Genomic DNA, 25,645 nt, shown 5'->3' with positions numbered 1-25,645 from the left:
CGAGCGCAGCGAGGTGACGCATGAAGGAGCCGGCGGACAGGATCTTCTCCCGGGCCCCGGTGCCCGGCGCGCACGACCCGGCCGGGCCGCTCGGCACCCGGCGTACCGGGGGTGGCTTCATGGTGCTGCCCTTCGTCGCCGAGCCGACGCCGGCCGGGCCCGCCACCAACGCGACCTGGGCCTGGTCGCTGCGCCGCTTCGGCCGCGCGGCGGTGTGGCTCCTGCCGGCGTACGCGGTGCTGTACGGGGTGCTCGCCGCGACCAGCGACGGCGGGCTGGGCAACGGCCCGTACCCGGCCGACGGGGGACAGCTCCACCTGGTCGGCTGGGTCGCCGCCGTCTGGCTCGGGCTGCTCGCCCTGCTGGCCCTGACCGGCCTGCTCGCGGCCACCCGCAGCCGTCGGGTGGCCGCCGTCGGGCTGCTGACCGGCATCGCCGGCACCGTGCTCATGCTGCCCTTCGCCGGGCTGGCCGCGCAGGCGCCGGTCTTCGGCACCACGGCCCGCACCCTCGTCCTGGCCGGGGCGACCTGCTACACGGCCGGCTGGCTCCTCACCGGCTGGGCGGTGGCCCGCTCGGGGACGTTCAGCATCGGCGACGGCACCATGCTCATGATCGCCGCGCCCCTGCTCGGCCTGGGCGGCGCGCTGATCGGGTCGCTGCAGACCTTCGGGGCGATCTTCGTGCTGATCTCCGGCATCGGCATCGGGTACCGCTCCGGCCGGCTGGTCCCCGCCACGATCGCCCGGGACGCGGCCAGCGCCAGCGTCGCCACCGCGACGGGGCCGGGCGGCGCGGGCACGGGGCCGGGCGGCGGCCCGCTCGCCGCCGGCTGAGGCGCCCGGTACGGCCCCCGCTGGGCGGTCCGGGGGCGAAATGGCTGGTCAGAGCCGGTGAGTTACCCGACAACCCGCCCCCGGAGGTGGCCGGATCGCGGCCTCCGCGGCGATCCTTGGCGCCATGCCGCCACCCCGCTCGCCGCTGTCGCGGCTGTTCACCGTGCTGCTCGCGGGCGTGCTCGCCGGCTTGGTCCTGGCGGTCGCCGCGCTGCCGGGCAACCTGCTGCTCGGGTTCGCCGCGAAGGCGGCCCTCGGGTCGTACGCCGCGCTGCCCGAGGCCCTGCGCACCCCGGCGACCCCGCAGCGGTCGTACCTCTACGCCAACGACGGCAAGACGCTGATCACCACGTTCCACGACGTCAACCGCACCGACGTGCCGCTGGCCGAGATCGCCCCGGTGATGCGCGAGGCCATCGTGGCCGCCGAGGACCGGCGGTTCTACTCCCACGGCGGCGCCGACCTGCGCGGCCTCGCCCGCGCCCTGGTCGCCAACGTCACCGGCGGCGGCACCGCCCAGGGCGGCTCCACGCTCACCATGCAGTACGTCCGCAACGTGCTCAAGACCGACCCGAACCGCACCGCCGAGCAGCGGGCGGCGGCCACCGAGCAGACCGTCGGGCGCAAGCTCCAGGAGATCCGGTACGCCACGGCGCTGGAGCAGCGGCTCGGCAAGGACGAGATCCTCAACCGCTACCTGAACATCGCGTACTTCGGCTCCGGCGCGTACGGCGTCGCGGCGGCCAGCCAGCGCTACTTCGGCATCCCCCCGGCCGAGCTGACCCTGCCCCAGGCCGCCCTGCTCGCCGGCCTCGTCCAGTCCCCGGACGCGTACAGCCCGATCGACGGCGACGCCGACGCGGCGCTGACCCGGCGCGGGTACGTGCTCGACGCGATGGCCGCCACCGGCGCGATCACCGCCGAGCGGGCCGAGGCGGCGAAGGCGGAGAAGCTCGCGCTGCGCCCCACCGCCCAGCCCAACGGCTGCACCGCCGTCGCCGAGGGCCACGAGGACTGGGGCTTCTTCTGCGACTACCTGCGCCGGTGGTGGCTCACCCAGCCGGCGTTCGGCGCGACCGTCGCCGAGCGCGAGCAGGCGCTGCGCCGGGGCGGCTACACCGTGGTCACCTCCCTCGACCCGCAGCTCCAGGCCACCGCGCAGCGGCAGGCCACCGCCGTCTACGGGTACGACGACGCCCGCGCCCTGCCGATCGCCGCCGTGCAGCCCGGCACCGGGCGCGTCCTCGCCCTGGCGGTCAACCGGCACTACAGCCTCGACGCGAACCCGGCCGGGCGGGCGAACCGCCCCAACACCGTGAACCCGCTGGTCACCGGCGGGGGCGGCGTCGACGGGTACCAGGCCGGGTCGACGTTCAAGCTGTTCACCCTGCTGGCCGCCCTGGAGAGCGGCCGGCCCCTGGCCACCGGCTTCGACGCGCCTAGCCGGCTGCCCACCCGGTACGCCGCCGAGGGCGGGGCGAGCTGCGACGGCCGGTGGTGCCCGGCCAACGCCAACCCGGAGTGGATGGACGGCTACCGCACCATGTGGGACGGCTTCGGCCGCTCGGTGAACACGTACTTCGTCTGGCTGGCCGAGCAGGTCGGCCCGGCGAAGGTGGTGGAGATGGCCCAGCGCCTCGGCATCACCTTCCGCGCGGACGCCGACGCCGCGTTCGCCACCGACGCCGCCGCCAACTGGGGGGCGTTCACCCTCGGGGTGTCCGCCACCACCCCGCTCGACCTGGCCAACGCGTACGCGACCGTGGCCGCCGAGGGGACGTACTGCGCGCCGCTGCCGGTGGTCTCGGTGACCACGGCGGACGGCGACGAGGTCCCGGTCGGCGAGCCGTCCTGCCGCCGGGTGCTCGACGCCGACGTGGCCCGCGCGGCGACGGACGCGGCGCGCTGCCCGGTCGGCCAGCAGACCACGTACGGCCAGTGCGACGGCGGCACCGCCACCGCCGTGGACCGGATCGTCGGCCGACCGGTGGCCGGCAAGACCGGCAGCTCGGAGCGGAACGCCACCGAGACGTTCGTCGGCTACACCCCGCAGGTCGCCGTCGCCGGCATCGCCGCCAACCCGGACGACCCCGGCGACTCGGTCGGCTCGGCCGTGCAGGCCAGGGTGATCGAGGCGGTCGCCCGCACGATCCGCGCCGCCGTGGACGGCGAGCCGGTGCGCGACTTCACCGCGCCGAGCCGCGAGCTGGCCGGCGAGGTGCGCCGCCCGGCCCCGGAGCCGAGCCCCACCCCCGAGCGGCCCCGGCGGCAGCAGGAGCGGAGCCTCCCGCCGAACGTCCAGCGCTGGCTCGACCGCGCCCGCGGCTGAGCCGCGCGGCACGCTCCTTCCGCCCTTCCGTTTCCCGCCCCGGGACATCCGACCCGGGCGCGCGGGACATCGCTCGGACGACGATGGGCGGGACGTTCGCCGATGGCCGCCGTCCCCACGACGGTGCCACGGCGCACGCCCGTCCCCTACGCTGCGGCGGGCCGGTCGGCAAACCGGCCACCACCACCTGGCACCGTCACCCGAGGAGCACCCATGTCCCTGAGCGCGGGCGACGATCGGCGGATCCTGCTGATCGCCGCGAACGACACCTTCTGTCACGTCTACCAGAACTTCACCGAACTGCTCTCGGCCGTCGACCACGGCGAGAAGCTCGGCGGCGCCATCGAGTTCTTCGACGCCGCCGGCCGGCGGCTGCACCCGGTCTTCTCCGCCGAGTGGCGGCTGGAGGGCCTCCACACCGGCAACGACGCGGCCGACCCCGCCGCCGTCCGCCAGCGCTTGCAGGTGGTCGTGAGCCACCTGGCGCGGTACGTCAGCGACCACCCGGACGTCCTCACCCGTTACCGGATCTCCCTCAACCAGGCCCTCAGCCAGTTGCCGGCCCTCAACGGCCCGGGCCTGTCGGACGACTTCAACGCCCTGCCGGACCACCTCGAGCACGACACCGGCAACTGGATGCACAACGCCATGCACGCCGCCGGCTGGGCGTAACCCCCCGGCTCGGGCCTCCCCGCTCACCCCCGACCGCCCGGAGGGCATTCTTGCCGTCGATCATCGGAGCACTGACCAGCCCCCGCCGTGCCCTGGCCGGCGTGGGGCTGGTCACCGCCGCGCTCGTCCTGGTCGGGCAGTGGCGTCACCAGGACACGGCGTCGGTCGGGCTGCTGGCCCTGACCGGGGCCGTGGCGGTCTCGTTCGGCGCGCTCGGCGGGCTGGTGCTGGCCGGGGTGCCCGGGCACCTCGTCGGGCGGCTGATGGTGGCGGCCGGCCTCGTCTCCGCCGTGGCGGCCGTGGCGCTGAGCTGGCCGCACCTCACGCCGGTGGCGTGGCTGAGCCAGTGGCTCTGGTGGCCGCCGTACGGCCTGGTCTTCCTCGCCCTGCTGGTCTTTCCGGACGGCCGGCTGCCCGGGCGACGGTGGCTTCCCGTCGCCGTCGGGCTCGTCGTCACCACGCTGGTGGCGGCCGTCGCCCTCGCGGTGGCCGCCACCAGCGACCCCACGGGGCTGCTCCTGTCCGCCGCGCCGGCCGCGGACCCGACGGCGCAACTGCTCGTCCGCGTCGCCCTGGTGACCATCGCCGTCGAGGCGCTGCTGGTCGTCGGCGTGCTGGTGGCGCTGGCGAGGCGCTGGCGGCGGGCCACCGGCGAGGCCCGCCAGCAGCTCGCCTGCCTGCTGGCGGCCGGCGCGCTCTTCCTGCTCGGCTTCCTGCTGGACTGGCTCAACCTCTCCGGCGCGTGGGTGCTGATGGTGATCGCCGTTCCGGGGGCGATGACCCTGGCCGTGCTCCGGTACCGGCTGTACGGGCTGGAGCAGGTGATCAACCGCACGCTGGTGTGGCTCGTGATGAGCCTGCTGGTGATCACCGCCTTCGTGGCCACCGTGGCCCTGCTGCGCGACCTCGTGCTGCGCGGCAACACGTCGAACTCCTCCCTGGCGGCGACCGGCCTGATCGCGGTGACCTTCGAACCGCTGCGCCACCGGGTGCAGCGCGGGGTGAACCGGCTGCTCTACGGCGAGCGCGACGAGCCGTACGCCGTCCTGGCCCGCCTCGGCGACCTGCTGGAGCGCACGGTGGAGCCGCAGGCGGTCCTGCCGCTGCTCACCGGCACGATCGCCCGCTCGCTGAAGGTGCCCTACGTGGCGGTGGAGCTGGGGGGCGACGACGCCGGCCGACCGGGGCAGGTGCACGCCGAGCACGGCAGCGCCACCACCTCGGTCGAGCGGTTCGACATGGTCACCCACGGCGAGCGGGTGGGGCGGCTCGTGGTGGCCCACCGCGCCCCGGGGGCCCGGTTCACCCCGGTCGAGCGCCGGCTGCTCAGCGACGTCGCGCTGCACGCCTCGGTGGCGGCGGCGTCCGCCCGGCTCATCCGCGACCTGCGGGAGTCCCGCGAGCGCCTGGTCATGGCGCGCGAGGAGGAGCGGCGACGCCTGCGCCGCGACCTGCACGACGGGCTGGGCCCGGCGTTCGCCGGCATGTCCATGCAGGTGCGCGCGGCCCGCAAGCTCGCCACCGCCGAGCAGGCGCGGTTGACCCAGATCCTCGACGGGCTCGCCGACGACCTGCGCACCAGCACCGCCGAGGTGCGCCAACTCGTCGACCAGCTCCGCCCGCCCGCCCTGGACCGGGGGCTGGAGTCGGCGCTGCGGGCCGAGTGTCAGCGCTTCGACGGGCCGAACCTGTCCGTGCGGCTGCTGCTGGAGGACCCGCTGCCCCGGCTGCCGGCCGCCGTCGAGGTGGCGGCCTACCGGATCGTGGGGGAGGCCCTGGCCAACGTGGTCCGCCACGCCCAGGCCCACTCCTGCGAGGTGGTGGTGCGGCGGGGCCGGGCGGTGGTGATCGAGGTCCGCGACGACGGCGTCGGCTTCGGCGGCCCCCGGCCGGGCGGGGTGGGGCTGGACTCGATGCGGGAACGCGCCGCCGAGCTGGGCGGCGAGTGCGAGATCGTCGGCCGGGAGCCGCGCGGCACCCTGATCCGGGTGCGGCTGCCGTTCCAACCCGTGCCCGAGCCCGCCGATTCCGGTGTGGACGGTGCCGGCGAGGGCGGCGGGGACGGCTGAGAGGATGACGGCGTACCGGACATGGGATGACGGGGCAGGGAGCGAGGCGACGGCGATGTCCGAGCGGACCCGGGTGCTGATCGTGGACGACCATCCGGTGGTCCGGCGTGGTCTGCGGATGATGCTCGAGGGCGAGAGCTGGGTCGAGGCCATCGTCGAGGCGGCGACCTGCGCCGAGGCGGTCAGCCTCGCGGTCACCGAGGCGGTGGGCGTCGTCGCGATGGACGTGGCGCTGCCCGACGGCGACGGGGTGGAGGCGACCGGCCGCATCCTCCGGGCCCGCCCCGAGATCCGGGTGCTCATGCTGACGATGGCCGACGACGAGGACGTGGTGAACCGGTCGCTGCGCACCGGCGCCCGGGGCTACGTGCTGAAGGACACCGACCCGGACGTGATCGTCGACGCCCTGCGCACGGTGGCCGGCGGCGGCCTCGTCCTCGGCCCCCGGGTCGGCCCGCAACTGCTGACCAGCCTGCAACGCCAGCCGGCCGAGCTGCCGGCCCCGTTCAACCTGCTGACCCCGCGCGAGCGGGACATCCTGCGGCACCTGGCGACCGGCGAGACCAACGCCCGCATCGCCCGCCGGTTCGGGCTCAGCGAGAAGACGGTACGCAACCAGCTCTCCACGGTCTTCGCCAAGCTCGGCGTCTCCGACCGGGTGCAGGCCGCGCTCCTGGCCCGCGACGCCGGCCTCACCGCCTGAGACGCCGTCCGGCAGAATCGCCGGGTGCCCGTCCAGCAGATCACCGACCCCGACGACGACCGGATCGCCGACTACCGCGCCCTCACCGACGTGGAGCTGCGCACCCGGTGGGAGCCGCCGCACGGCCTGTTCATCGCCGAGGGGGAGCTGGTGCTGCGCCGGGCGCTGCGGGCCGGCTACCCGGCCCGGTCGTTCCTGGTCGACGCCAAGCGGGTCAACCAGCTCGCCGACCTCGACACCGGCGACGCCCCCGTGTACGCGGCCACCCCCGACGTGCTGGAGCGGGCCACCGGCTTCCACGTCCACCGGGGCGTGCTCGCCTCGTTCCGGCGCAAGCCGCTGCCCACCGCCGCCGAGGTGCTCGCCGCCGCCCGGCGGGTGGTGATCCTGGAGGACGTGAACAACCACACGAACCTGGGAGCCATCTTCCGGGCGGTGGCCGCGCTCGGCGTGGACGCCGTGCTGCTCTCGCCGACCTGCGCGGACCCGCTCTACCGGCGCAGCGTCCGGGTCAGCATGGGCGAGGTCTTCGCCATCCCGTACGCGAAGCTGGAGCCCTGGCCGGACGCGCTCGGCGAGGTTCGCGCGGCCGGCTTCACGGTGCTGGCGCTGACCCCGGCGCCGGACGCGGTGCCGATCCAGAGCCTGGCGGCCGGGCAGCGGGCCCGCGCGGCCCTGCTCATGGGGGCCGAGGGTCCCGGCCTGACCCGGGTGGCGATGGACGCCAGCGACGTGCGGGTGGTGATCCCGATGCGCCGTGGCGTGGACTCGCTCAACGTCGCCGCCGCCACCGCCGTGGCCTGCTGGGAGTTGGGCCGCGACGACCCGGCCCAGGGCCCCGTCTCCGAACGCTGACCCGATGCTCGCGACGCGTCACCGGAGAACGGTGCGGCAACGGGCCGGACTCGACATGATGAACAGCAGGAAGCGCTGGTTGCGCGGCCCTGCGCGACCTCGTAGGGAAGGAGGACCGATGACCCCCGACGACGAGAAGTTTCTCCGCCGCGCGGTGGCAATCGCCAGCCGGGCCGGAGCGTCCGGCGAGCGGCCCTTCGGCTCGTTGCTGGTCGGCGCGGACGGCACCGTCCTGATCGAGGACCACAACACCGTGGTCTCCGACTCGGACATCACCGCCCATCCGGAACTGAAGTTGGCCCGCTGGGCCGCTCGGGAACTCGCCCCCGACGTGGCCGCCGGCACCACCATGTTCACGAGCTGCCAGCCCTGCCCGATGTGCGCGACCGCGATCGACCAGTCCGGCCTCGGCCGGGTGGTGTACGCCCTGTCCAGCGAGCAGTTCGAGGAGGTCAGGCCGGCCGCCCCGCCGCCGCCCCCGGTCCGGTACGAGGGGCCGGCGCTGTTCGACGAGGCGCGCGAGCCGATCGAGAACTACTACTAGAGCGCTTGGTCCGTGGTGCGGGCACTGAGCCTCTCGCCGCCTACGTTTGCATGGCCATGCGGCCTAGTGCATAATCTTCCTTGTGTCCAAGGTCCTCACCTCCCTGCCCATCGGCGAACGTGTCGGCATCGCCTTCTCCGGCGGCCTCGACACCTCGGTCGCGGTCGCGTGGATGCGCGACAAGGGTGCCGTTCCCTGCGCCTACACCGCCGACATCGGCCAGTACGACGAGCCCGACATCGCCTCGGTGCCCGGCCGCGCGCTCAGCTACGGCGCCGAGGTCGCCCGACTGGTCGACTGCCGCGCCGCCCTGGTCGAGGAGGGCCTGGCGGCGCTGACCTGCGGGGCGTTCCACATCCGCTCGGGCGGGCGGGCGTACTTCAACACCACCCCGCTGGGCCGGGCCGTGACCGGAACCCTGCTGGTGCGGGCGATGATCTCCGACGACGTCCAGATCTGGGGCGACGGCTCGACCTTCAAGGGCAACGACATCGAGCGCTTCTACCGGTACGGCCTGCTGGCCAACCCGCAGTTGCGCATCTACAAGCCGTGGCTCGACACCGACTTCGTCACCGAGCTGGGTGGGCGCAAGGAGATGTCGGAGTGGCTGCTGGAACGCGGCCTGCCGTACCGGGACAGCACCGAGAAGGCGTACTCCACCGACGCCAACATCTGGGGCGCCACGCACGAGGCGAAGACCCTGGAGCACCTCGACACCGGCATCGAGACGGTCAACCCGATCATGGGAGTCCGGTTCTGGGACCCGTCGGTGGAGATCCCGACCGAGGACGTCACGATCGGCTTCGACCAGGGCCGCCCGGTGACGATCAACGGTAAGGAGTTCGGCAGCCCCGTCGACCTGGTGCTGGAGGCCAACGCCATCGGCGGCCGGCACGGCATGGGCATGTCGGACCAGATCGAGAACCGGATCATCGAGGCCAAGAGCCGGGGCATCTACGAGGCGCCCGGCATGGCGCTGCTGCACGCCGCGTACGAGCGGCTGGTCAACGCCATCCACAACGAGGACACCCTGGCGAACTACCACAACGAGGGTCGCCGCCTCGGTCGGCTGATGTACGAGGGGCGCTGGCTGGACCCGCAGGCGCTGATGCTGCGCGAGTCGTTGCAGCGCTGGGTCGGCACGGCGGTCACCGGCGAGGTGACGTTGCGGCTGCGCCGGGGCGAGGACTACTCGATCCTGGACACCACCGGCCCGGCGTTCAGCTACCACCCGGACAAGCTGTCGATGGAGCGTACCGAGGACTCGGCGTTCGGCCCGTCGGACCGGATCGGCCAGCTCACCATGCGCAACCTGGACATCGCCGACTCGCGGGCGAAGCTGGAGCAGTACGCCACCCTCGGCATGGTCGGCGGCGCGGCCCCCCAGCGCATGGTCGGCGCCGCGCAGGCGGCCTCGACCGGGCTGATCGGCGCGATGCCGCAGGGCGGCGCGGAGGCCATCGCCTCCCGGGGCATCTCCTCCACCGACGACGAGGCACTCGACCGCGCCGCGATGGAGTTCGGCGTCGACTGAGCGCCGCCCCGGACGTGAACGTCACGCGGCCCGGAAGTCCCTCGCGTCCAGGGGCTTCCGGGCCGCGTCGGTCAGCGAGCCTCGGGCCGCCTGTCGCGTCCTATCCGACCTTGAGGGCCAGCTTCCCGACGTAGTGATCATTCAGGGCGCGATGCGCATCCCCGACTCGCGCCAACGGGAAGGTCCGGGCGACGTGGACCTCGAAGGAGCTCGCCTCGATGATCGCGTTCAGCCGATCGGTGGTGGCGCGGCTCCGATCCCCGTCGTAGTGGGACACCGTCGCGCCCGGCGACGCCGCCGGCGCGGGCAGGACACCGTTCGGCCAGGCGATCCGTCCCGACTTCTTGATCGCGCGAAGGGATCGTTCGGCAATCTCGCCTCCGACGGTGACCAGAGCCGCATCGAGCCCGCCCGGTGCGAACTCGAACGCCGCGGCCAACACGTCGTCTCGGCGGCCGTCGACGGCGTCGTCGGCGCCCAGCCGCCGGGTCAGGGCGACACCGTCGTCACCGGAGGCCACGGCCAACACCCGGATGCCGCTGTGCCGCGCCAGTTGCACGGCCATGTGGCCGATGCCCCCACTGGCCCCGAAGACCATGAGCGTCTCGCCCGGCCGCAGGCCGAGCAGGTCGAGGCCGCTCAGTGCGGTCAGGGCATCCCACGCCATCGCGCCGGCCTGTTCGGTCGGCAGCCGGTCGGGAACGCGAGCCACGAACTCCGCCTCGACGACGCCGTACTCGGCGTAGAAGCCGCCACGCGGCACCGGCATCGTCGCGGCGTAGACCCGCTCGCCCACGTCGAACCGCGTGACGTTGCGTCCGACCGCGGCCACCGTGCCCGCCGCGTCCCAGCCGAGGACATAGGGGAAGGTCGACGCGACACCGAAGACGCCGTCGTATCCCCCTTCCCGCTCGCCCGCGTCCCAGGACCCGACGCCTGCGTACTCCACCCGGACGAGGACGTCGTCGTCGCCGACCTGCGGGAGCGGTATCCGGCGCGCCGAGAACTCGTCGACTCCGCCGAACCGGTCAAGGACGACCGCGTTCATCTGCGGCGCCACGATCGCGCCGCCCGCTGTGCGCTCGACTCTGCTCGCCATCGGCCCCCCTCGTTTACTTGAGTCCATCAAGGATCATTGGAGCACAACTATTTGAGTGAATCAAACAACTCCTCTAGGCTGGGGGACGTGGCGCTGCCGAACGGACCCGTGACTCCCTCGTCCGAGGCCGAGGCCGCCTTGTTCGACCTGGTCGACGTGTACGACCGCGCCTACGAGGCGGCGGCAGCCGAGCTGTCGCTCAGCCCGGCGCAGGCGTGTGTGCTCGGGCGACTCGATGAGCGACGGGGCATGGGCGCCCTGGCCGAGGAGCTCGGCTGCGATGCCTCCAACATCACCCAGATCGTCGTACGTCTCGAAGCGCTCGGCCTCGTGACGCGCGAGCCGAATCCCCGGGACCGCCGCGCACGACTCGTCGCGAGAACCCCCCGGGGAGACGAGATCAACCACCGGTTCGCAACGGCCTTCACCTTCGCCCGTACGGCGGTCGGGCGGCTCTCACCCGACGAACAGGACCGGTTGACGGCGCTACTGCGCAAGGCGCTGGGCTGACACGCACCTGCGGCCTCACCTGGCGGAACCTGCGCGCGCGGGAGGGCGGAACCTGCCCCCGCCCGAGCGGCACGAACCCGGGACGGGGCGGCTGCCCGTGCGGGGCACGGCATGGGCATGTCGGACCAGATCGAGAACCGGATCATCGACCTGACGAGGCGGTGGTCGGAGACATCAGCCAGCCTGACAAGGCGCTGGCCCGCCGACCAGGGCCACCGGTCAGCGGCGGCCGGTGGCCAGGGCGACGAGGTACTGTCCGCCGCCGGCGTCGACGCTTGCGGTCACCGGCAGCCCGGGCACCAGCCGGGAGAACCGGTCGACCAGCCAGTCCGCCGCCTCCTGGGCGTCCTTCCTGCTCGGGCAGCGGGCGACCAACTCGCGGCCACCCTTGCGTTCGAGCCGCTCGGCGACGGTGATCAGCGGCGCGGGCTCCACCACGTGCAGACGGTCCGGCCAGGCGATGACCACCTTGACCGCGCCCTTGCGGGTGTTGCAGGCTCGGTGCGCGAGTCGCTCGGCGACCTTGGATTTCTTGTCGGCTGTGCGGCTGTCGACGCTGGGACCACGCGGGTCGTTCACCGACATCTCGGCGTCGACTGGCTCGTCACACACCCAGCACCGCCAACCGTCACGCCTTGCGACGTCATCGAGGAGACTCATCCGAGCAACGTAGCCTGTCGCCGTGGCAGCTGTGACTCCGGCAGTTCAGCCGTTGACGAGGCCACCGGGCGTGGCCGACGGATCGGGATGAGGACAGCAAGCGTCGGTCTGCCGCTGAGTCGGACCAGCCGGCGACCTACCCCACCGTCCGCACCGTCTGCCGCCGTTCGTGCGCGCTTGATCTTCCTCAACCTGCAGGAACGTCTTCTCAACTGGGCGCGGGCCCGGGACTGAGCGGCGGGGCCTCCCCGTCCCCGCGCCGGCGGCGGGCGACGTTCCGCCCACCGCCGGCGGCCGAGTCAGGGGGTGAAGTACGTCGACCAGAAGTCGTGGGTCGGCCAGCTGGTCACGGCGCTCGCCGCCGTCCACAGCGCGGAGTCGATCGCGGCGTAGCTCAGCCCGGAGGGATCGTCGCGTCGGTTGAACACGGCCGCCCAGCTCAGCCCGTTGTACGTGCGGACCATCAGGCTGTACGTGCCGGCGAAACTGCCGGTGTGCCAGATGTTGCGTCCGGTGCCGCCGGTGACCGGGCGGACCGCCCAGCCCATCCCGTAGTACCAACCGTCCGGATTCACCCCGAGCCCGGCGGGCGTGGCGAAGACCTGCGCGGTCGAGGTGCTGTTGAGCACCGTGCTGCCGCTTTCGAAGGCGCGTGCCCAGCGGACCAGGTCGACCGCCGAGGCGAGCCAGCCGCCGTTGGCGTCGTGCAGCCGCATGCTGAATGTGCCGTACGGGGCGTTGACGATCGTGCCGGAGTTGTCCAGCACGGTCGGGCCCGTGTACTGGGACTCGTAGCCGACCTCGCCGCTGTGCGGGCTGATCGTCCAGCCGGTCGCCATCCGGGTGATGCCCAGCGGCGTGAGCAGCTTCTGCCGCACGTACGTCTCGTAGGGCAGGCCGCTGACCTTTTCCACGATCCGGCCGGCCAGCAGGTAGCCGTAGTTGCTGTAGGAGACCGTCGAGCCCGGGGCGTGCGACAGCGGCTGGCCGGACATGTACCGGATGACGTCGGCGTGCGTCAGCTCCATCGGCACCCCGAGCGAGCTGGCGATGACCTGGTCCTTGAACAGGGGGTCGAACGCGGTCAGGTCCAGGTTCCAACCGCCGGTGTGCTGGAGCAGCCGCCGGAGGGTGACCTGGGGCAGCCGGGAATCGGCCACCTGGCCGGCCGGCGGGGTGAACTGGAGGAACTTCGTGATCGGGTCGTCGAGGCTCAGCTTGCCGTCCTGGGCCAGCCGGACCAGCGCGGCGGCGGTCAGCGACTTGGAGAGGCTGGCCACCCGGAACAGCGAGGTCGGCTGGATGGGCTGGGGGGAGTTGTCGCTGTATCCCCGGGCGAGCACCAACCGCCCCTGATAGGTGACCGCGAGCTGCCCGGCAGAAATGCTTCTGGCCTGCATGAACGCCTTCATCGCGTTGTCGAACGCGCTCAGCGCGGCGACCGTGGTGCCGGTGGCGGTCCAGGTGCCCACGGCCTGGGCCGCCGTTGCGCCCACCCCGAGCGCCCCCAGCGCCCCCGCCCCTGCGGCGGCACCCACCAGCTTGCCGAACCCGCGCCGGCTGACAGTTGTCCCGTCCATGCGACCCCTTCCAATTGATCGTGGTCGAAGGAACCGTACTGCACAGATCGATGTCGGGGATACGGCCGGGCCGACTGGTGGTACAGGATCGACGTCACGGACGGTAGCGTGTCGCCCGTGTTTCCCACCGTCCGAGAGGTCCTTGCGCTCGACCCGGTCCGCCACGGCGCGCCCCGCCTGGTGGCCGGGGGCGGTGCTGCCCTGGATCGGCCGGTGCGCTGGGTGCACGTGGCCGAGGTGCCCGACATCGCCGCCCTGCTGCGCGGCGGCGAACTGGTACTCACCACCGGCATCGGGCTGCCCGCCGACGACGCGGGGCTGCGGGCGTTCATCGGCGACCTGGCCGACGTCGGGGTGTCCGGGCTCGTCGTGGAGCTGGGCCGTCGGTACGTCAGCGCGGTGCCCCGGGTGATGGCCGCCGCCGCCGAGCGGCGCGGGCTGCTCCTGGTCGAGCTGCGCCGGGCCACCCCGTTCGTGCGGGTCACCGAGGCGGTGCACGCGCTGATCGTCGACGCCCAGCTCACCGAGCTGCGGGCCACGGAGGAGATTCACCAGCGGTTCACCGAGCTGTCGGTCGAGGGCGCCGGGCCGGCCGAGGTGGTCCGGCAGGCCGCCCGGCTGTCCGGCTGCCCGGTGGTGCTGGAGAACCTCTCCCGGCAGGTGCTCGCGTACGACCCGGCGGGGGAGAGCGCCGAGCTGCTGCTGGACGGCTGGGAGCAGCACTCGCGGCGCATCCGCCCGGTCGGGCGGACCGCGTACGACGCCGACAGCGGCTGGCTGGTGACCACCGTCGGCGCGCGGGGGCAGGACTGGGGGCGACTGCTGCTGCGCTGGCCGGTGAGCGGCGAACTGTCCACCCCCGCGGCTGCCCCCACCCCCGTCCCGGTCCCGGGCTCGGCCCCCGGTGGCGGGGTCGGGCCGGACCCTGCCGACCGGGCTGGGCGACCCGCCGACCCGCCGACCCGGTTGACCATCCTCGTCGAGCGGGCGGCCTCCACCCTCGCCCTGGGCCGGCTGATCCGGCGCGACGCCGAGGGGCTGGAGCGGCAGATCCACCGGACCCTGCTCACCGCCCTGCTGGACCACTCCCGTCCGGTGGACGAGGTGGCCCTGCGCGCGCGGGCGCTCGGCGTGGTGCTGGAACGCCGCCACCTGGTCGGCGTGATGGTGCGGTACCGCGGCGACGACCCGGCGGCCGAGGGCCCGGGGGAGCCCGGCCCGGTCGACCCGGAGGCCGGGCCGGCCCGGCTGCGCGACCTGTCCGAGGCGGTCGGGCAGGCCCTGCGCGAGGCGAAGCTGACCGGCCTGAGCAGCGCCGTCGACGACCAGGCCGTCGGCGTGCTGCTCGCCCTGCCCGACCCGGCGGCCGAGGAGCGGGCGCTGGCCGGGTTCGCCGCCGCGCTGCGCCGCAACCGGATCGACGCCGCCCCGCCCCGGTTGGCCGATCCCGCCCCGTCCCGCCCCGGGGGCCCGACCCGACCGGCGGGCCCCGCCGGCAGCGCCGGCCCGGCCAGCGCCACCGGAACCGCCGGCCCGGCCGGCCCCGCCGGTTCGGCGCCCCGAACCCCCGGCCCCGGGGCGGTGATCGTCGCCGCCGGCAGCGGGGTGGGCAGCCTGCGGGAGGCGCGCCGCTCACTGGTCGAGGCGCGGCAGGTCGCCGACGCCGCCCGCCGGGACCGCCGGGACCTGCCGATCTTCCGGCTCCCGCACGTCGGGCTCGCCGGCCTGCTGCATCTGCTGCGCGACGAGCCGCGATTGCAGACGTTCGTCGAGCGAGAGCTGGGGGCACTGCTGGCGTACGACGCCCGGCACCCCCGCGAGCAGCTCCTGGGCACCCTGCGGACGTACCTGGAGCAGGGCCGCAACAAGTCGGCGGCGGCTGCCGCGGCGCACCTGTCCCGGCCCGCCTTCTACGAGCGGCTGGCCCGCATCGCCCGCGTCCTGGACGTCGACCTCGACTCGGTGGAGGTCGCCCTCTCCCTCCACGTGGCCCTGCTGACCCTGGACGCCATCCGCACCCGCTGACCCACCCACCCCGCCCCACCCCAAGGCCCCGTTGATCAAGAGGTTTGCGTCAGGGATTCGGCCCGTTCCTGACGTAAGCCTCTTGATCAACACGGGGAGGCGGGGGAGAGGGAGAGGTCAGGTCAGGGGGTCAGGGTCTTGGCGTACGGGGTGGGGATGTGGTTCGGGCCGGTCGGGGTGAAGACGTCAGAGGTGCTCGCCGTCGACCAGGCATCCTCGGGGACGGCGGCGACCAGGGCCCGCACCACCGGGGCTTCGCGCCACTGGTCCTGCTCGGCGAGGAGGCCGAGCGCCACCACCGACTCCTCGACCTCGCCGACGCACTCGAACGGCTTGTGCCCGTCCACGCCCAGCAGCTCCCGGTACCCCGCGATCTGGGACTCGTCGGCCAGCAGGTCACCGCCGAAGATGTGGGTGACCCGCTCGCGCGGCATGAACGGCGCCATGGCCAGGAAGACGAACCGGCACTTCGGGCAGTCGCGGCACCACCGCTCGCTGGCGTCGCGCAGCTTGAACGCCGCGTTGCAGCTCGTCACCACGTCGTCGTACCGGTCGATGCCGGCGAACAGCCGGGCGATGTGCAGCTCGGAGAGCGAGCGCAGCAGCGAGAAGTACGGCTCGGTCAGCCCCGCGTGCTCGGCCAGCGCCGCCCGCAGCAGCCCCTCCGCCTCGACCCCCTTCGACCACTGGTGGTTGATCTCGTGCCCGTTCCAGACCAGGTTCGGGTCGGAGGCGGAGCGCTCGTTGGACATCACCACCGGGCCCAGGCCGTTGAGCACCGCCGTGGCGACCGCGATCAGCGAGTTGATCGCGGTGACCGGGATGTGCCCGTTGCGCGCGCCGGCGGCGTTGAGGTCGAACAGCACCGGGTCGATGCGCCGCCGGGCGGCCAGGGCGGGCAGCCCGGACGCCTCGTTGACCGAGACGATGACGTGGTTCGGGTTCACCGAGAACGGCACCGGGTCGAGGCCGGCGTGGCGCAGCGCCTCCAGGCTGACGATCGAGTCCTTGCCGCCGCCGACGGCCGACAGCGGGCGCAGGCCCGAGTTGTCGTACTCGCGGGCGGGCGACACCTCCCCGGGCGGGATCTCGGGGGCCAGCTCCAGCACGTGCGGGAGCTGGTTGCGGTACGCGTACTCGGCGAGGCCCCTGGTGTAGACGGCGGTGACCAGCTCGGCGGCGGCCGGGCCCAGCGGCGCGGGCAGCACCAGCCGGCGCGGCGCGGCGGCCTTGTAGTAGCTGACCCCGGCGACGACGTGCAGCAGTTCCAGGACCCGGCCGAGGGTCGCCACCGTCGCGTCCGACGGCGGCTCGGCGGGCAGCGGCAGGGTGATCACCTCGGTGAACCGCTGCTCGCCGTCGGGGCCGGTGAGGGCGTAGTCGAACAACGCCTCGCCGGTGGCGAGGTCGATCGAGTAGGACGGGAAGGTGAAGGCGTCCATCCGCCGGAGCTGCTCGTTGGGCACACGCCATACTAGGCCCTGGTTCGTCCGGCCGTGCCCGGCTGCGCCGGACCGGGACCGCCCACCGACCCCCAGCCCGAGGAGAACCCCTGTGCGCTTGTCTGACCTGCGCGGACGTACCGTCGCCGTCTGGGGCACCGGCCGGGAGGGCCGGGCGGCCGTGACCGCGATCGCCGCGCACGGCCCGGCCGAGCTGGTGGCCGTGGACGACAGCGCCAACTTCCTCTCCCTGTCCTGGGAGGGGGCGCTGGCCGAGGCGGCCCCGCTGGTCACCGGCGAGGAGGGCTTCGCCCGGCTCGCCGCCGCCGAGGTGGTGGTCCGCTCGCCCGGGGTGCCGAACACCCACCCGTGGCTGGTCGAGCTGCGCCGCCGGGGCGTCACCGTCACCCAGGGCAGCGCGCTGTGGATGGCCGACCACGCCCGGCGCACCGTCGGGGTGACCGGCAGCAAGGGCAAGTCCACCACGTCCAGCCTGATCAGCCACCTGCTCACGGCCGTCGACCGGCCGAACGTCTTCGGCGGCAACATCGGGGTGCCGCTGCTCGACCTGCCCGACGCCGACCTGTACGTGCTGGAGCTGTCCAGCTACCAGTGCGCCGACCTGGCCGACTCGCCCCGGGTGGCCGTGGTCACCGCCCTCTTCCCCGAGCACCTGGACGCGCACGGCGGCGAGCGGGAGTACTACCGGGACAAGCTCAACCTGCTCGCCCACGGGCCGGAGACGGTGGTGGTCAACGGCGCCGACCCGCGCCTCGCCGCCGAGCTGGGCGACCGCCCGGCCGTGCGCGCCGGCACGCCGGACACCACCCACGTGGCCGCCGGCCCCGACGGCGCGCCCTGGTTCCACCTCGGCGACCGGCCACTGTTCCCGCGCGCGGTGCTGCCGCTGGTGGGCCGGCACAACGAGGGCAACCTCTGCGTCGCCCTCGCCGTGCTGGACGCCCTCGGCGTGGACGTGGCGGCACAGCGGGACACCCTCGCGGTCGCCGTCGCCGGGTTCCACGGGCTGGCCCACCGGCTCACCGAGATCGTCGACCCGTCCGGGCTGACCTTCGTCGACGACACCCTCGCCACCAGCCCGTACGCGGCGATGCACGCCATCGACGCGTACGAGGGGCGGCCGTTGACGGTGATCGTCGGCGGCACCGACCGGGGGCTGGACTACACGCCGCTGCGCGAGCACCTGGCCGAGCGCGAGATCACCGTGCTCGGCGTGCCGGACAGCGGCGAGCGGATCGTGGCCGCCCTCGCCGGCCTGCCGAGGGTGCGCTCCGAGGTGGTGGAGGATCTGGTCGCCGCCGTGCGCCGGGCCCGGGAGCTGACCCCGGCCGACGGGGTGGTGCTGCTCTCGCCGGCCGCGCCCAGCTACGGCCGGTTCCGCAACTTCGAGCACCGCTCGGAGGTCTTCGCCGAGGCGGTCCGCGACACCGCCGCCGGCTAGGGTGCGGCCGGCGCGTGCCGCAGCCGCCGGGCGCGCTCCCGCAGGTGGTCGGGTACGAGTTCGAGCAGTTGGTCGGGGCGCAGCGGCAGGTCGAGGAGGCTGAGCCTGACGCGGTTGCGGCACCCGAGGGCGTCGGGATCGAACCGGACCACGTTGACGACGTTCTGCCGCAGCCGCAGGGTGACCCGGCCCCGGGGTTCGAGCCGGCCGCCGGTCGCGCCGTCGAGGGACATCCGCAGCGTCCGGTGCTCGGAGGGGTTGCAGAGGGCGACGGTGTCCTCGCCGCCGAGGACGAGGGCGCGGCCGATGCCCGACATGGGCGCCACCGGCGTCAGCCCGATCGCGGGGATCGACGGGGAGATGACCGGGCCGCCCGCGGCGTAGTTGTAGGCCGTCGAACCCGTGGCGGTGCACGCGATCACCGCGTCGCAGCGGTAGTAGCCGTGCCGGACGTGGTTGATCTCCAGGTCGACCGTCGCGGTCTTGCTCGGCCGGTCGGCGGCGACCACGAGGTCGTTGAACGCGGGGGTCGGCCCGGGGAGGCCGGTGCCGCCCGTGACCTCCAGGCAGCTGTGCGGTTCGAGGCGGAACCGGCCGCCGGCGAGGTCGTCGAGGGCCGTGGGGAGCTGCGCCGGGGAGACCTCGATGAGGAACCCGAGGTTGCCGTGGCAGACCCCGAGCACCGGTGTCTGCCGCCCCGCCATCAGGCGCATGGCCCCGAGCATGGTGCCGTCCCCGCCGAGGCTGATCACGGTGTCGACGCGCTCGACGAACTCCCGGTCGTCCACGGCCGACACGCCGTCGCCCAGCCGGGCGGCGTCGGCGGGGCGGGCCACGACCCGCGCGCCGTGCCGCCGGGCGGCCCGCGTCACCGTCGCGACCGACTCGCTGACGTCGTTGCGCGGGTGGATCACCAGGCCCAGGACGTGCGGCTCCCGGCCTGGCGTGAGCACGTCGGTCATGCCTCTCCCGTCCCGGGCCGGCCTGTTCCCTCGGGCCGTGCCGATCAGGACAGACGTTACGCACCGTACGGCCCGGGGGCCGGCATCCCGGGGAAAGCCGCCCGGGGCGGGCGCGCACTGGGGCGGGCCGACCCCGGCACCCCGGCGGAAGCCGCCTGCGGCGGCGGTGGGCCGGCTCGCGGCGGGCGGCCCGCCGGGGCCGCCCGCCGGTGCGGCTACGTCCGGTCGGCCGCCCGTCGGTGCCGCCCGTCGGCGGCGGGGGTGGGCTCGGCCGCGTCGGGTGACCCGGGCTGCGCGGAGGTCGACGGCCCCGGCTGGGCGGGAAGCGGCTCCGGCCGGGCATGAGGCGGCTCCGGCTGGGCGGGAGCCGGCCCCGGCTGGGCGGGAGCCGGCCCCGGCTGGGCGGGAGCCGGCCCGGGCCGGGCGAGGGCCGGGGGCGGCCCGGTGAGGGCCGCCGGGCCCCCGGCCGCCGGGTCGTCCGGCTCGGCGGGACCGGCCGGGCGGGCGGCGCCGCGCGGCGCCTTGACCGGGGTCCAGGCGAACGCCAGGCACGCGCCGACCAGCGCGAGCAGCATCCCGATGACGAAGCCGCCCAGGTTGGACGTCAGCCAGGAGACCAGGGCGAGCACCATCGAGACCAACGCGTAGAACACGCGCTGCGGCGGGTGGGTCAGCAGCAGCACGCCGCACAGCAGCAGGACGACCGGCACGAGGTACCCGGCCAGCCCCTGCGGCCCGATCTTCAGGATCACCGGCAGCGGCGCGCGCAGCGTCACGAGCATCTCGATGCCGCCGAGGGCGACCAGCAGCCCGCCCCAGAAGGGGCGGCTGCGCCGCCACGCCCGCCACCGGCCCTTCGGCCGGCCGCCACCGTCGGTCATCTCAGCAGCCTTCGGAGGCGAAGCGCATCCGCAGGTTCGGCAGCGTGAAGACGGCGGCCGTGGTCGCGTAGTTGTTCTGCCGCAGCTTGTCGATGGTCACGGTGTCGGCCTGCTGGCCGAAGACCCCCGGGTTGCCCTTGACGCCGGGCACCTTGTCCAGCGTGCTGGCGTCCTGGCCGATGTCGATCCGGTTGAACGAGGCGTTGCCGGTGATCTCGTCCGAGTCGACGACCAGGGTGCGGGCGCTGACCGGCTTTCCGCCGTTGCCGGCGGTGATCTTCATGTACATGCCACCGAGGTTGATGCTCTGGCAGAGATTGGTCAGCTCGGCCTTGTCGATCGCCGAGACGATCACGACGACCTGACCGCCGGTGTCGCCCTGGTTGGGGCTGTCCGGGATCATTTCGTCGAGGGTGGCGAACTGCTGGAACCCGGTCCCGGTGAGCTTGTCCGCGGTGACCACGAACGGCATGCCCGAGATCGCGAACTGTGCGCCGAGCACCCCCTGGGCGGTGAGCATGACCATTCCGGCGGCGCCCGCGCCGACGACGGCGAGGCTGGCCGCGAACCGCCGCCAGCGCACGCCCGGCTGGGCGGGACCGGGCTCGGTGGGTACGGTGTCGTCCGACATGACGGCTCCTCTTCGAGATCGATTCCTCCCCGCCAATGCGGAGAGCTCTGCGTTCTTCGCGCTGATGATCCGATTGGGCGTGTGCGTGACGTCGAGGTGGTTGCGAGCCGAAGTTACCGCCGAGTAAAGGCCCGGTCAACATTCACGGTCAATGGACTCGGTCGATCTGCGAATTGTGGCCAATAGCGAAAAACCGCGGCGGTTTCCGACTCCCGGCGCGGCGTCGTCGGTCGATCTCCGCGCCGCCGCGCCGCGCCGTCCGGTCCTGGTCGGCCGTCGCGCCGCGCCGTCCGGTCCGGGTCAGCCGTCGCGTCGCGCCGGGGCGGGTGCGCAGGGCGTGCCGACGCCCGGCCCGGAGCCCGGATCGGCCAGCCGCGCGGCCCGCCCGGCGGCCTGCGGGCCGAGGAACGGGGCGGTCATGGCGTACGTCAGCACCGGCAGGAGCAGGGGCAGCTCGGCGGTGCGCCCCTGGGCGACCCGTTGCCGAAGGGTGCTGTGGATTCCGCCGACCACGGTGGTCACCAGCAACTCGTCCTCGGCGGTCGACAGTGGCGACCGGGGGCGGGCGGGGCGGAAGAAGCGGTGGAACTCCGACAGCAGCAGGTCCCGCTCGGCCCGGGCGGCCGGCCCGGCCGCGTCGATCTCCACGAGCGCCATCCGGGCGAACGCGGGCACGTGCGCCAGCACCTCCAGCAGTGTCCGCAGCGTGGCGCGGGCGGCGTCGACCCAGTCGTGCCCGGCCTCGGTGTACGCGTCGTCCATCAGGCGCAGCAGGACGGCGATGCCGTGCCGGTACGTGGCCAGGAAGGCGTCCTCCTTGCCGGCGAAGAGCGCGTAGAAGGCGGGCCGGGTGACCCCGGCGGCGCGGCAGATGTCGGTGACCCGGGCGCTGTCGTAGCCCTTCGCGGCCACCTCGTGCACGAGCCCGTCGAAGAGTCGGTCCCGCTGGGTGGCGGCCACCACCTCGGGGGACAGTCGGCGCGGGCCGCGCTTGATCGCCCGTTCCGGATCGCGGCCGAGGCGGGCGCCGGGAAGGGGGGTCGGATCGGCCGCCGAGTGCGGTGCCAGCACCATCGACATCGACCTCCCTGAATGAAAGGATTGACTTTGCGACTCTCGGGGGTTTATAACTTCAGCACGTTGAGTTCCGGTTGTGTCACTCATGGTCATCTTCTTCGGGATGGCCGCACCGAGCAACGCCGAAGGAGGCTCGATGGTCGTCATTATCGCTGACCACATCCGCCCTCCCAAGGCCGGAAGGCGCAGGTGACGCGGCTCCGCCGCGCCGCCCCAGCCCACCTCGGGCGCTGACCGACCGGAAGCACCTCCGGTCGGGCCCGCGGGGTCACCGGACCACCCGGCCACCGTCCCTGCACCACGCCGCCCTCCTGCGGGCTCCACCCGTCGCCGACCGTTCCCGGCGACGGCCCGTCCACCGCGAGACGTCCCGCTCGCGGCCACCTCTCCGCGGTCGCCGGTCGCGCCGCCGCATGTCGGCGCGGTGACCCCCGACGGACCGCACCGCCGCACCGACCACCGTCGAAAGGACCCACCATGCCCAAGTACGGACGTGCCGCCGTCGGCCTCGCCGCCGTCGCGCTGCTCGGCTCCCTCGTCGGCGCGACGCCCGCGGTCGCCGCCCCCGACACCGTCTCCGCACTGGCCAACAACGTCCTCACCACCGGCAGCCTGAGCGGGCCCGCGGTGGCGGTCGGGGACATCCTCCAGGCCAACCTGGCCGCCGGCACCACCGCCACCTTCTACGACGGCGCCAGCAGCACCACCGGCGTGAAGTGCTCCGCGTCGAGCTTCACCGCGAAGACGCTGACCAACCCGGCCTCGCCCGGCACCGCCACCGAGAGTCTCACCGGGCAGACCTTCGGCACCTGCACCTCCAACGTGGTGGGCACGCTCGGCGTGAACAGCGTGACGGTGAACAACCTGCCCTTCAACGTCTCCGTCACCAGCGCCGGCGCGGTCACCATCACCGGCAACATCACGGCCACCGTCTCGCTGCGCAGCCTGATCGGCACCATGATCTGCACCTACACGGCCAGCGGCGGCGCGCTGAGGGGCACGGCGTCCAACGCCGACAACTCGATCAAGTTCACCAACCAGGTCTTCACCAAGACCAGCGGGCCGGGCACCTGCTTCAACACGGCGTACTGGAGCGCCACGTACGCCCCGGTCCGGGACACCACCCAGGGCGGCGCGCTCGTCTACGTGAAGTGACCGCAGGGCTGGAGTGACCGCACACCCGCGGCCGGCGTCCGACCCCGCGTCGGGCGCCGGCCCCGCGCCGCGCCGGTCAGCCGACGGCGAGGTCGGCGTGCAAAGCGCGCATCGACCGGATCGCCGACCGGATCTCCTGCAGGTGCCGGCCCGGGGTCAGCACCGGCTCGGGCAGCCGGGCCAGGTCGGGCACCGCCGGGTCGACGCCGACGGTCTCGATCCCGCACCCGTACGGCACGGCGAGGGTGCGTAGCGCGTCGCAGTGCTGGAACGGCACGTAGATCGGCGCGGTCACCATCAGCACCGCGTCGCCCGGGGAGAGCCGCACGTGCTCGGCCCAGAACCGCTGGGTGTCGGCGGTGTGGGCCCGCCGCCGGTCGGGCTCGCTCGACGGGGCGGCGAGCACCCGCACCGGGGGCGACGCGGGCGGGCGGTAGGTGCGGGAGGACCACGAGTGGTGCGGGTGCCCCGCGTCGACGCCGCCCGACTCGGCCGGCCCCGCCACCCGGAACGCCAGCCGGACGGCGGCGTCGAGGGCGTCCACCTCGGTCTCGCAGCCCGCGAGCCCGACGCCGGCCAGCACCTCCCGCTCCGCCTCCGACAGGGGCCGGAAGCTGCCCAGCACGGCCACCTCGCCGGCCACCGACGTGCCGGAGCCCAGCAGGTGCGCGGCGTACGCGACCCGGCGCAGGCAGGCGTGCGCCAGCCCGCCGAGGACGACCAGGTGCGCGTACGCCGGGCGGGCCGGCGGGGCCGACCGGGCCAGGCCGAGCGCGGACGCGGCGGCGAGCACCAGGCCGGCGGTCCGGGCGTCGAGGGCCGGCTCGCCGGCCTCGGGGCGCTCCCGGCCACGCCGGAAGTCCCAGTGCCGGGCCGAGAATTCGTCCAGCCACGCCAGCACCGCCGCGAGCCCGTCGTCGCCGGCCGGCCAATCGCCGCCGAAGCGCGCCACGAGGCCCCGCAGCGGCGGCGACGTCACCCAGGCCCGTACGCCGTCGGCGATCCGCGCCGGGGTCGCCCCCGCCTCGCCGCTGGGCAGCGCCACGTCGGGCAAGATCCGCACCGCCGGATCGTACCCGCGACCGCCGGCCCGCCCCGGGTGGCGACGCCCGCGCGTCGCGCCGGTCCACGGCGGACCGGGTCAGCCCCGGTGCCCCCACCCGGACCGGAGCAGCCGCAGCAGCCCCGCCCCGGCCAGGTACGCGACCAGCGCCGCCACCGGCAGCCCCAGCGGCGCGGGCGCGCGCTGCGGGGTAAGGGTGTTGACCAGCAGCCCGGCGATCACGGCGACGTACCCGGCGACCACCAGCGCGGACCGGGCCCGCCCGGCGACCGGTGGCGCGGGTGGGGACGGCTCGGCGACCCGGGGCGCGGGTGGGGGCGACCCGGTGCCGGGCGGCGCCGGCCCGACCGGCCCGGTCGCCGGCCCGGTCGTCGGTCGGCCCGCCGCCGGTCGTCGTCGGCCGGCCCGCGCCTCGACCGGGCCGAAGACCGCGACCAGCCCGGCCAGCACCACGGCCAGCAGCAGCAGCCACGGCACGCGCCAGAGGTACCAGGCCGCCGTCCCCGCCGCCGGGGTCGGCAGCAGGCCGACCGCGTCCAGCAGGCCGACGAGCAGCAGGGCGGCCGTGAGGTGCCAGAGGAAGACCGTCAGCACCACCGAGTTGACCGCGATCACCGCCTGCCACGGCCGGGGCCGGCGCAGCCACCGCTCCGCCGGGTCGCGCAGCAGCAGGATCAGCCCGAGCTGGGCGGTGGCCAGGGCGAGCAGCGCCAGGCTCGGCGGCGCGGTGTTCTCCAGCCGCTCGCCGGGCACGTGGAGCATGGCGACCGGGTACGGCCCGAGTGTGGTCAGCAGCATCAGCGCCCCGAGCCCGCCGGCCAGCAGAGCGACCGCCGCCCGCCGGCCCGTGGGCAGCGGGCGGGCCCCGGCCGGCCGGGCGCGGGCGTCGTACCAGGCGAAGCCGACCTGGTGCACGGCGAGCCAGCCGGCCAGGTGGTTGCCGGCGGCCAGGAGCGCCGGCCCGGTCAGCCGACCCAGGTCACCGAGCGCGACCAGGGCCACCAACGTCACCGGCACGGCCAGCCCGAAGCGGCGGTGCAGCGCGAGCATCGGCGGGGTGAGGGCCACGACGGCGAAGTAGGGCACGAGGAACCACAGCGGGATGGTGGCGAACCAGACCACCTGGCGGACCCGGGTCGGGTCGACGCCCCACAGGCTCGCGCCCGCCGCGCCGAGGGCGAGGACCGTCAGCAGGGCGGTGGTCGGCGGCACCAGCCGGGCGCTGCGGTCGAGCAGCCAGCCGGTCGCGTCGGCGCCCCGGGCCCGGCGCGCGGTCAGCGAGGCGGCGTTGGCGAACCCGCCCACCAGGAAGAACACCGGCAGGACCTGGGCCGGCCAGGTGAGCCAGTACGCCCACGGCAGGTCGGCGAGCGCGGAGTGGCCGGTGGGTCGCCCGGCGGCGTCCCGGTCGACGACGCTGACGCCCCAGTGGCCGGCGACGACCATCGTGATCGCGACCGCCCGGAGCAGGTCGACGTAGCGCTCGCGGCCCGCCGGCGTGCGGTCGGCGAGCTGCCGCAGGCGGCGCATGTGACCAGGCTATGCCAGCGCGGGCC

22 protein-coding genes are annotated in these 25,645 nt (G+C 74.4%); 12 read left to right on the top strand and 10 right to left on the bottom strand.

The annotated features are described in order from the left end of the window. Positions 1 to 20: 20 nt before the first annotated feature. From LPU43_RS10030 to argG, 8 genes are all read left to right on the top strand, one after another. Complete coding sequence (locus LPU43_RS10030; protein ID WP_229399999.1) at positions 21 to 836, top strand: hypothetical protein; 816 nt, start codon at positions 21 to 23, stop codon at positions 834 to 836. A gap of 124 nt (positions 837 to 960) precedes the next feature. After that, on the top strand, positions 961 to 3,165 hold the full coding sequence (locus tag LPU43_RS10025) for a transglycosylase domain-containing protein (protein ID WP_229399998.1): 2,205 nt from the start codon (positions 961 to 963) through the stop codon (positions 3,163 to 3,165). Between the two features lie 213 nt (positions 3,166 to 3,378). Beyond that, complete coding sequence (locus LPU43_RS10020; RefSeq protein WP_229399997.1) at positions 3,379 to 3,837, top strand: hypothetical protein; 459 nt, start codon at positions 3,379 to 3,381, stop codon at positions 3,835 to 3,837. 50 nt (positions 3,838 to 3,887) lie between these two features. Further along, entirely contained in the window at positions 3,888 to 5,906 is a 2,019-nt protein-coding gene (locus LPU43_RS28665; protein ID WP_305073857.1) for a sensor histidine kinase, read from the top strand. A 55-nt stretch (positions 5,907 to 5,961) separates the two neighbouring features. Then, complete coding sequence (locus LPU43_RS10010) at positions 5,962 to 6,609, top strand: response regulator (protein WP_229399996.1); 648 nt, start codon at positions 5,962 to 5,964, stop codon at positions 6,607 to 6,609. A 24-nt stretch (positions 6,610 to 6,633) separates the two neighbouring features. Continuing rightward, a complete protein-coding gene (locus LPU43_RS10005; protein WP_229399995.1) occupies positions 6,634 to 7,464 on the top strand; it encodes a TrmH family RNA methyltransferase in 831 nt (276 codons plus the stop codon). A gap of 118 nt (positions 7,465 to 7,582) precedes the next feature. Beyond that, on the top strand, positions 7,583 to 8,008 hold the full coding sequence (locus LPU43_RS10000; RefSeq protein WP_229399994.1) for a nucleoside deaminase: 426 nt from the start codon (positions 7,583 to 7,585) through the stop codon (positions 8,006 to 8,008). An 82-nt stretch (positions 8,009 to 8,090) separates the two neighbouring features. Then, positions 8,091 to 9,542: an argininosuccinate synthase gene (gene argG, locus LPU43_RS09995; RefSeq protein ID WP_229399993.1), complete on the top strand. Its 1,452-nt coding sequence runs from the start codon at positions 8,091 to 8,093 to the stop codon at positions 9,540 to 9,542. A 100-nt stretch (positions 9,543 to 9,642) separates the two neighbouring features. Here the strand turns inward: argG and LPU43_RS09990 are convergent, their stop codons facing one another. Beyond that, on the bottom strand, positions 9,643 to 10,641 hold the full coding sequence (locus tag LPU43_RS09990; protein ID WP_229399992.1) for a quinone oxidoreductase family protein: 999 nt from the start codon (positions 10,639 to 10,641) through the stop codon (positions 9,643 to 9,645). Positions 10,642 to 10,728: 87 nt separating this feature from the next. Between LPU43_RS09990 and LPU43_RS09985 the strand changes: the two genes are divergently transcribed. Continuing rightward, the gene (locus LPU43_RS09985; RefSeq protein WP_229399991.1) at positions 10,729 to 11,151 is read left to right on the top strand and encodes a MarR family winged helix-turn-helix transcriptional regulator; all 423 of its coding nucleotides are present in this window, start codon (positions 10,729 to 10,731) and stop codon (positions 11,149 to 11,151) included. 219 nt (positions 11,152 to 11,370) lie between these two features. On the opposite strand, the gene LPU43_RS09980 is transcribed toward LPU43_RS09985, so the two are convergent. Then, positions 11,371 to 11,763: a hypothetical protein gene (locus LPU43_RS09980; protein ID WP_229399990.1), complete on the bottom strand. Its 393-nt coding sequence runs from the start codon at positions 11,761 to 11,763 to the stop codon at positions 11,371 to 11,373. A 347-nt stretch (positions 11,764 to 12,110) separates the two neighbouring features. Further along, the gene (locus tag LPU43_RS09975; protein ID WP_229399989.1) at positions 12,111 to 13,391 is read right to left on the bottom strand and encodes a serine hydrolase domain-containing protein; all 1,281 of its coding nucleotides are present in this window, start codon (positions 13,389 to 13,391) and stop codon (positions 12,111 to 12,113) included. A gap of 117 nt (positions 13,392 to 13,508) precedes the next feature. Between LPU43_RS09975 and LPU43_RS09970 the strand changes: the two genes are divergently transcribed. Next, positions 13,509 to 15,416: a PucR family transcriptional regulator gene (locus LPU43_RS09970; RefSeq protein ID WP_444543569.1), complete on the top strand. Its 1,908-nt coding sequence runs from the start codon at positions 13,509 to 13,511 to the stop codon at positions 15,414 to 15,416. 122 nt (positions 15,417 to 15,538) lie between these two features. Here the strand turns inward: LPU43_RS09970 and LPU43_RS09965 are convergent, their stop codons facing one another. After that, positions 15,539 to 16,882: a MurL-like N-terminal domain-containing gene (locus LPU43_RS09965; protein WP_229399987.1), complete on the bottom strand. Its 1,344-nt coding sequence runs from the start codon at positions 16,880 to 16,882 to the stop codon at positions 15,539 to 15,541. A gap of 88 nt (positions 16,883 to 16,970) precedes the next feature. Between LPU43_RS09965 and murD the strand changes: the two genes are divergently transcribed. After that, entirely contained in the window at positions 16,971 to 18,320 is a 1,350-nt protein-coding gene (murD, locus tag LPU43_RS09960) for a UDP-N-acetylmuramoyl-L-alanine--D-glutamate ligase (protein ID WP_229399986.1), read from the top strand. Here the strand turns inward: murD and LPU43_RS09955 are convergent. The 4 genes from LPU43_RS09955 to LPU43_RS09940 all read right to left on the bottom strand — a co-directional run bounded on the left by LPU43_RS09955 (position 18,317) and on the right by LPU43_RS09940 (position 21,874). Beyond that, the gene (locus LPU43_RS09955; protein ID WP_229399985.1) at positions 18,317 to 19,282 is read right to left on the bottom strand and encodes an NAD(+)/NADH kinase; all 966 of its coding nucleotides are present in this window, start codon (positions 19,280 to 19,282) and stop codon (positions 18,317 to 18,319) included. The two genes, murD and LPU43_RS09955, sit on opposite strands and share 4 nt — an antisense overlap. A 215-nt stretch (positions 19,283 to 19,497) precedes the next feature. Further along, positions 19,498 to 20,163, bottom strand: a complete 666-nt coding sequence (locus LPU43_RS09950) for a DUF6114 domain-containing protein (protein ID WP_229399984.1) — start codon at positions 20,161 to 20,163, stop codon at positions 19,498 to 19,500. A gap of 1 nt (position 20,164) precedes the next feature. Then, positions 20,165 to 20,794, bottom strand: coding sequence for a DUF6230 family protein (locus LPU43_RS09945; RefSeq protein WP_229399983.1), 630 nt, complete (start codon positions 20,792 to 20,794; stop codon positions 20,165 to 20,167). Between the two features lie 300 nt (positions 20,795 to 21,094). Continuing rightward, positions 21,095 to 21,874, bottom strand: a complete 780-nt coding sequence (locus LPU43_RS09940; RefSeq protein WP_229399982.1) for a TetR/AcrR family transcriptional regulator — start codon at positions 21,872 to 21,874, stop codon at positions 21,095 to 21,097. Positions 21,875 to 22,348: 474 nt separating this feature from the next. Between LPU43_RS09940 and LPU43_RS09935 the strand changes: the two genes are divergently transcribed. Further along, complete coding sequence (locus LPU43_RS09935) at positions 22,349 to 23,026, top strand: Tat pathway signal sequence domain protein (protein ID WP_229399981.1); 678 nt, start codon at positions 22,349 to 22,351, stop codon at positions 23,024 to 23,026. 76 nt (positions 23,027 to 23,102) lie between these two features. On the opposite strand, the gene LPU43_RS09930 is transcribed toward LPU43_RS09935, so the two are convergent. Both LPU43_RS09930 and LPU43_RS09925 read right to left on the bottom strand, forming a co-directional pair. Beyond that, the gene (locus tag LPU43_RS09930; RefSeq protein WP_229399980.1) at positions 23,103 to 24,089 is read right to left on the bottom strand and encodes a hypothetical protein; all 987 of its coding nucleotides are present in this window, start codon (positions 24,087 to 24,089) and stop codon (positions 23,103 to 23,105) included. Positions 24,090 to 24,167: 78 nt separating this feature from the next. Continuing rightward, a complete protein-coding gene (locus LPU43_RS09925; protein ID WP_229399979.1) occupies positions 24,168 to 25,619 on the bottom strand; it encodes an acyltransferase family protein in 1,452 nt (483 codons plus the stop codon). Between the last annotated feature and the right edge of the window lie 26 nt (positions 25,620 to 25,645).

Origin of the sequence: Micromonospora okii, assembly GCF_020884795.1 — a bacterium.
Taxonomy (GTDB): Bacteria; Actinomycetota; Actinomycetes; order Mycobacteriales; family Micromonosporaceae; genus Micromonospora; species Micromonospora okii.
This window is presented reverse-complemented; position numbering and strand designations above follow the sequence as displayed.

Coding starts and splice junctions, on each gene's coding strand:
- LPU43_RS10030 (WP_229399999.1), top strand. CDS start 21: ATGAAGGAGCCGGCGGACAGGATCTTCTCCCGGGCCCCGGTGCCCGGC.
- LPU43_RS10000 (WP_229399994.1), top strand. CDS start 7,583: ATGACCCCCGACGACGAGAAGTTTCTCCGCCGCGCGGTGGCAATCGCC.
- LPU43_RS09975 (WP_229399989.1), bottom strand. CDS start 13,391: ATGGACGGGACAACTGTCAGCCGGCGCGGGTTCGGCAAGCTGGTGGGT.
- LPU43_RS09945 (WP_229399983.1), bottom strand. CDS start 20,794: ATGTCGGACGACACCGTACCCACCGAGCCCGGTCCCGCCCAGCCGGGC.
- LPU43_RS09935 (WP_229399981.1), top strand. CDS start 22,349: ATGCCCAAGTACGGACGTGCCGCCGTCGGCCTCGCCGCCGTCGCGCTG.
- LPU43_RS10020 (WP_229399997.1), top strand. CDS start 3,379: ATGTCCCTGAGCGCGGGCGACGATCGGCGGATCCTGCTGATCGCCGCG.
- LPU43_RS09950 (WP_229399984.1), bottom strand. CDS start 20,163: ATGACCGACGGTGGCGGCCGGCCGAAGGGCCGGTGGCGGGCGTGGCGG.
- LPU43_RS09925 (WP_229399979.1), bottom strand. CDS start 25,619: ATGCGCCGCCTGCGGCAGCTCGCCGACCGCACGCCGGCGGGCCGCGAG.
- LPU43_RS09990 (WP_229399992.1), bottom strand. CDS start 10,641: ATGGCGAGCAGAGTCGAGCGCACAGCGGGCGGCGCGATCGTGGCGCCG.
- LPU43_RS10010 (WP_229399996.1), top strand. CDS start 5,962: ATGTCCGAGCGGACCCGGGTGCTGATCGTGGACGACCATCCGGTGGTC.
- LPU43_RS09955 (WP_229399985.1), bottom strand. CDS start 19,282: ATGACCGACGTGCTCACGCCAGGCCGGGAGCCGCACGTCCTGGGCCTG.
- LPU43_RS10025 (WP_229399998.1), top strand. CDS start 961: ATGCCGCCACCCCGCTCGCCGCTGTCGCGGCTGTTCACCGTGCTGCTC.
- LPU43_RS09940 (WP_229399982.1), bottom strand. CDS start 21,874: ATGTCGATGGTGCTGGCACCGCACTCGGCGGCCGATCCGACCCCCCTT.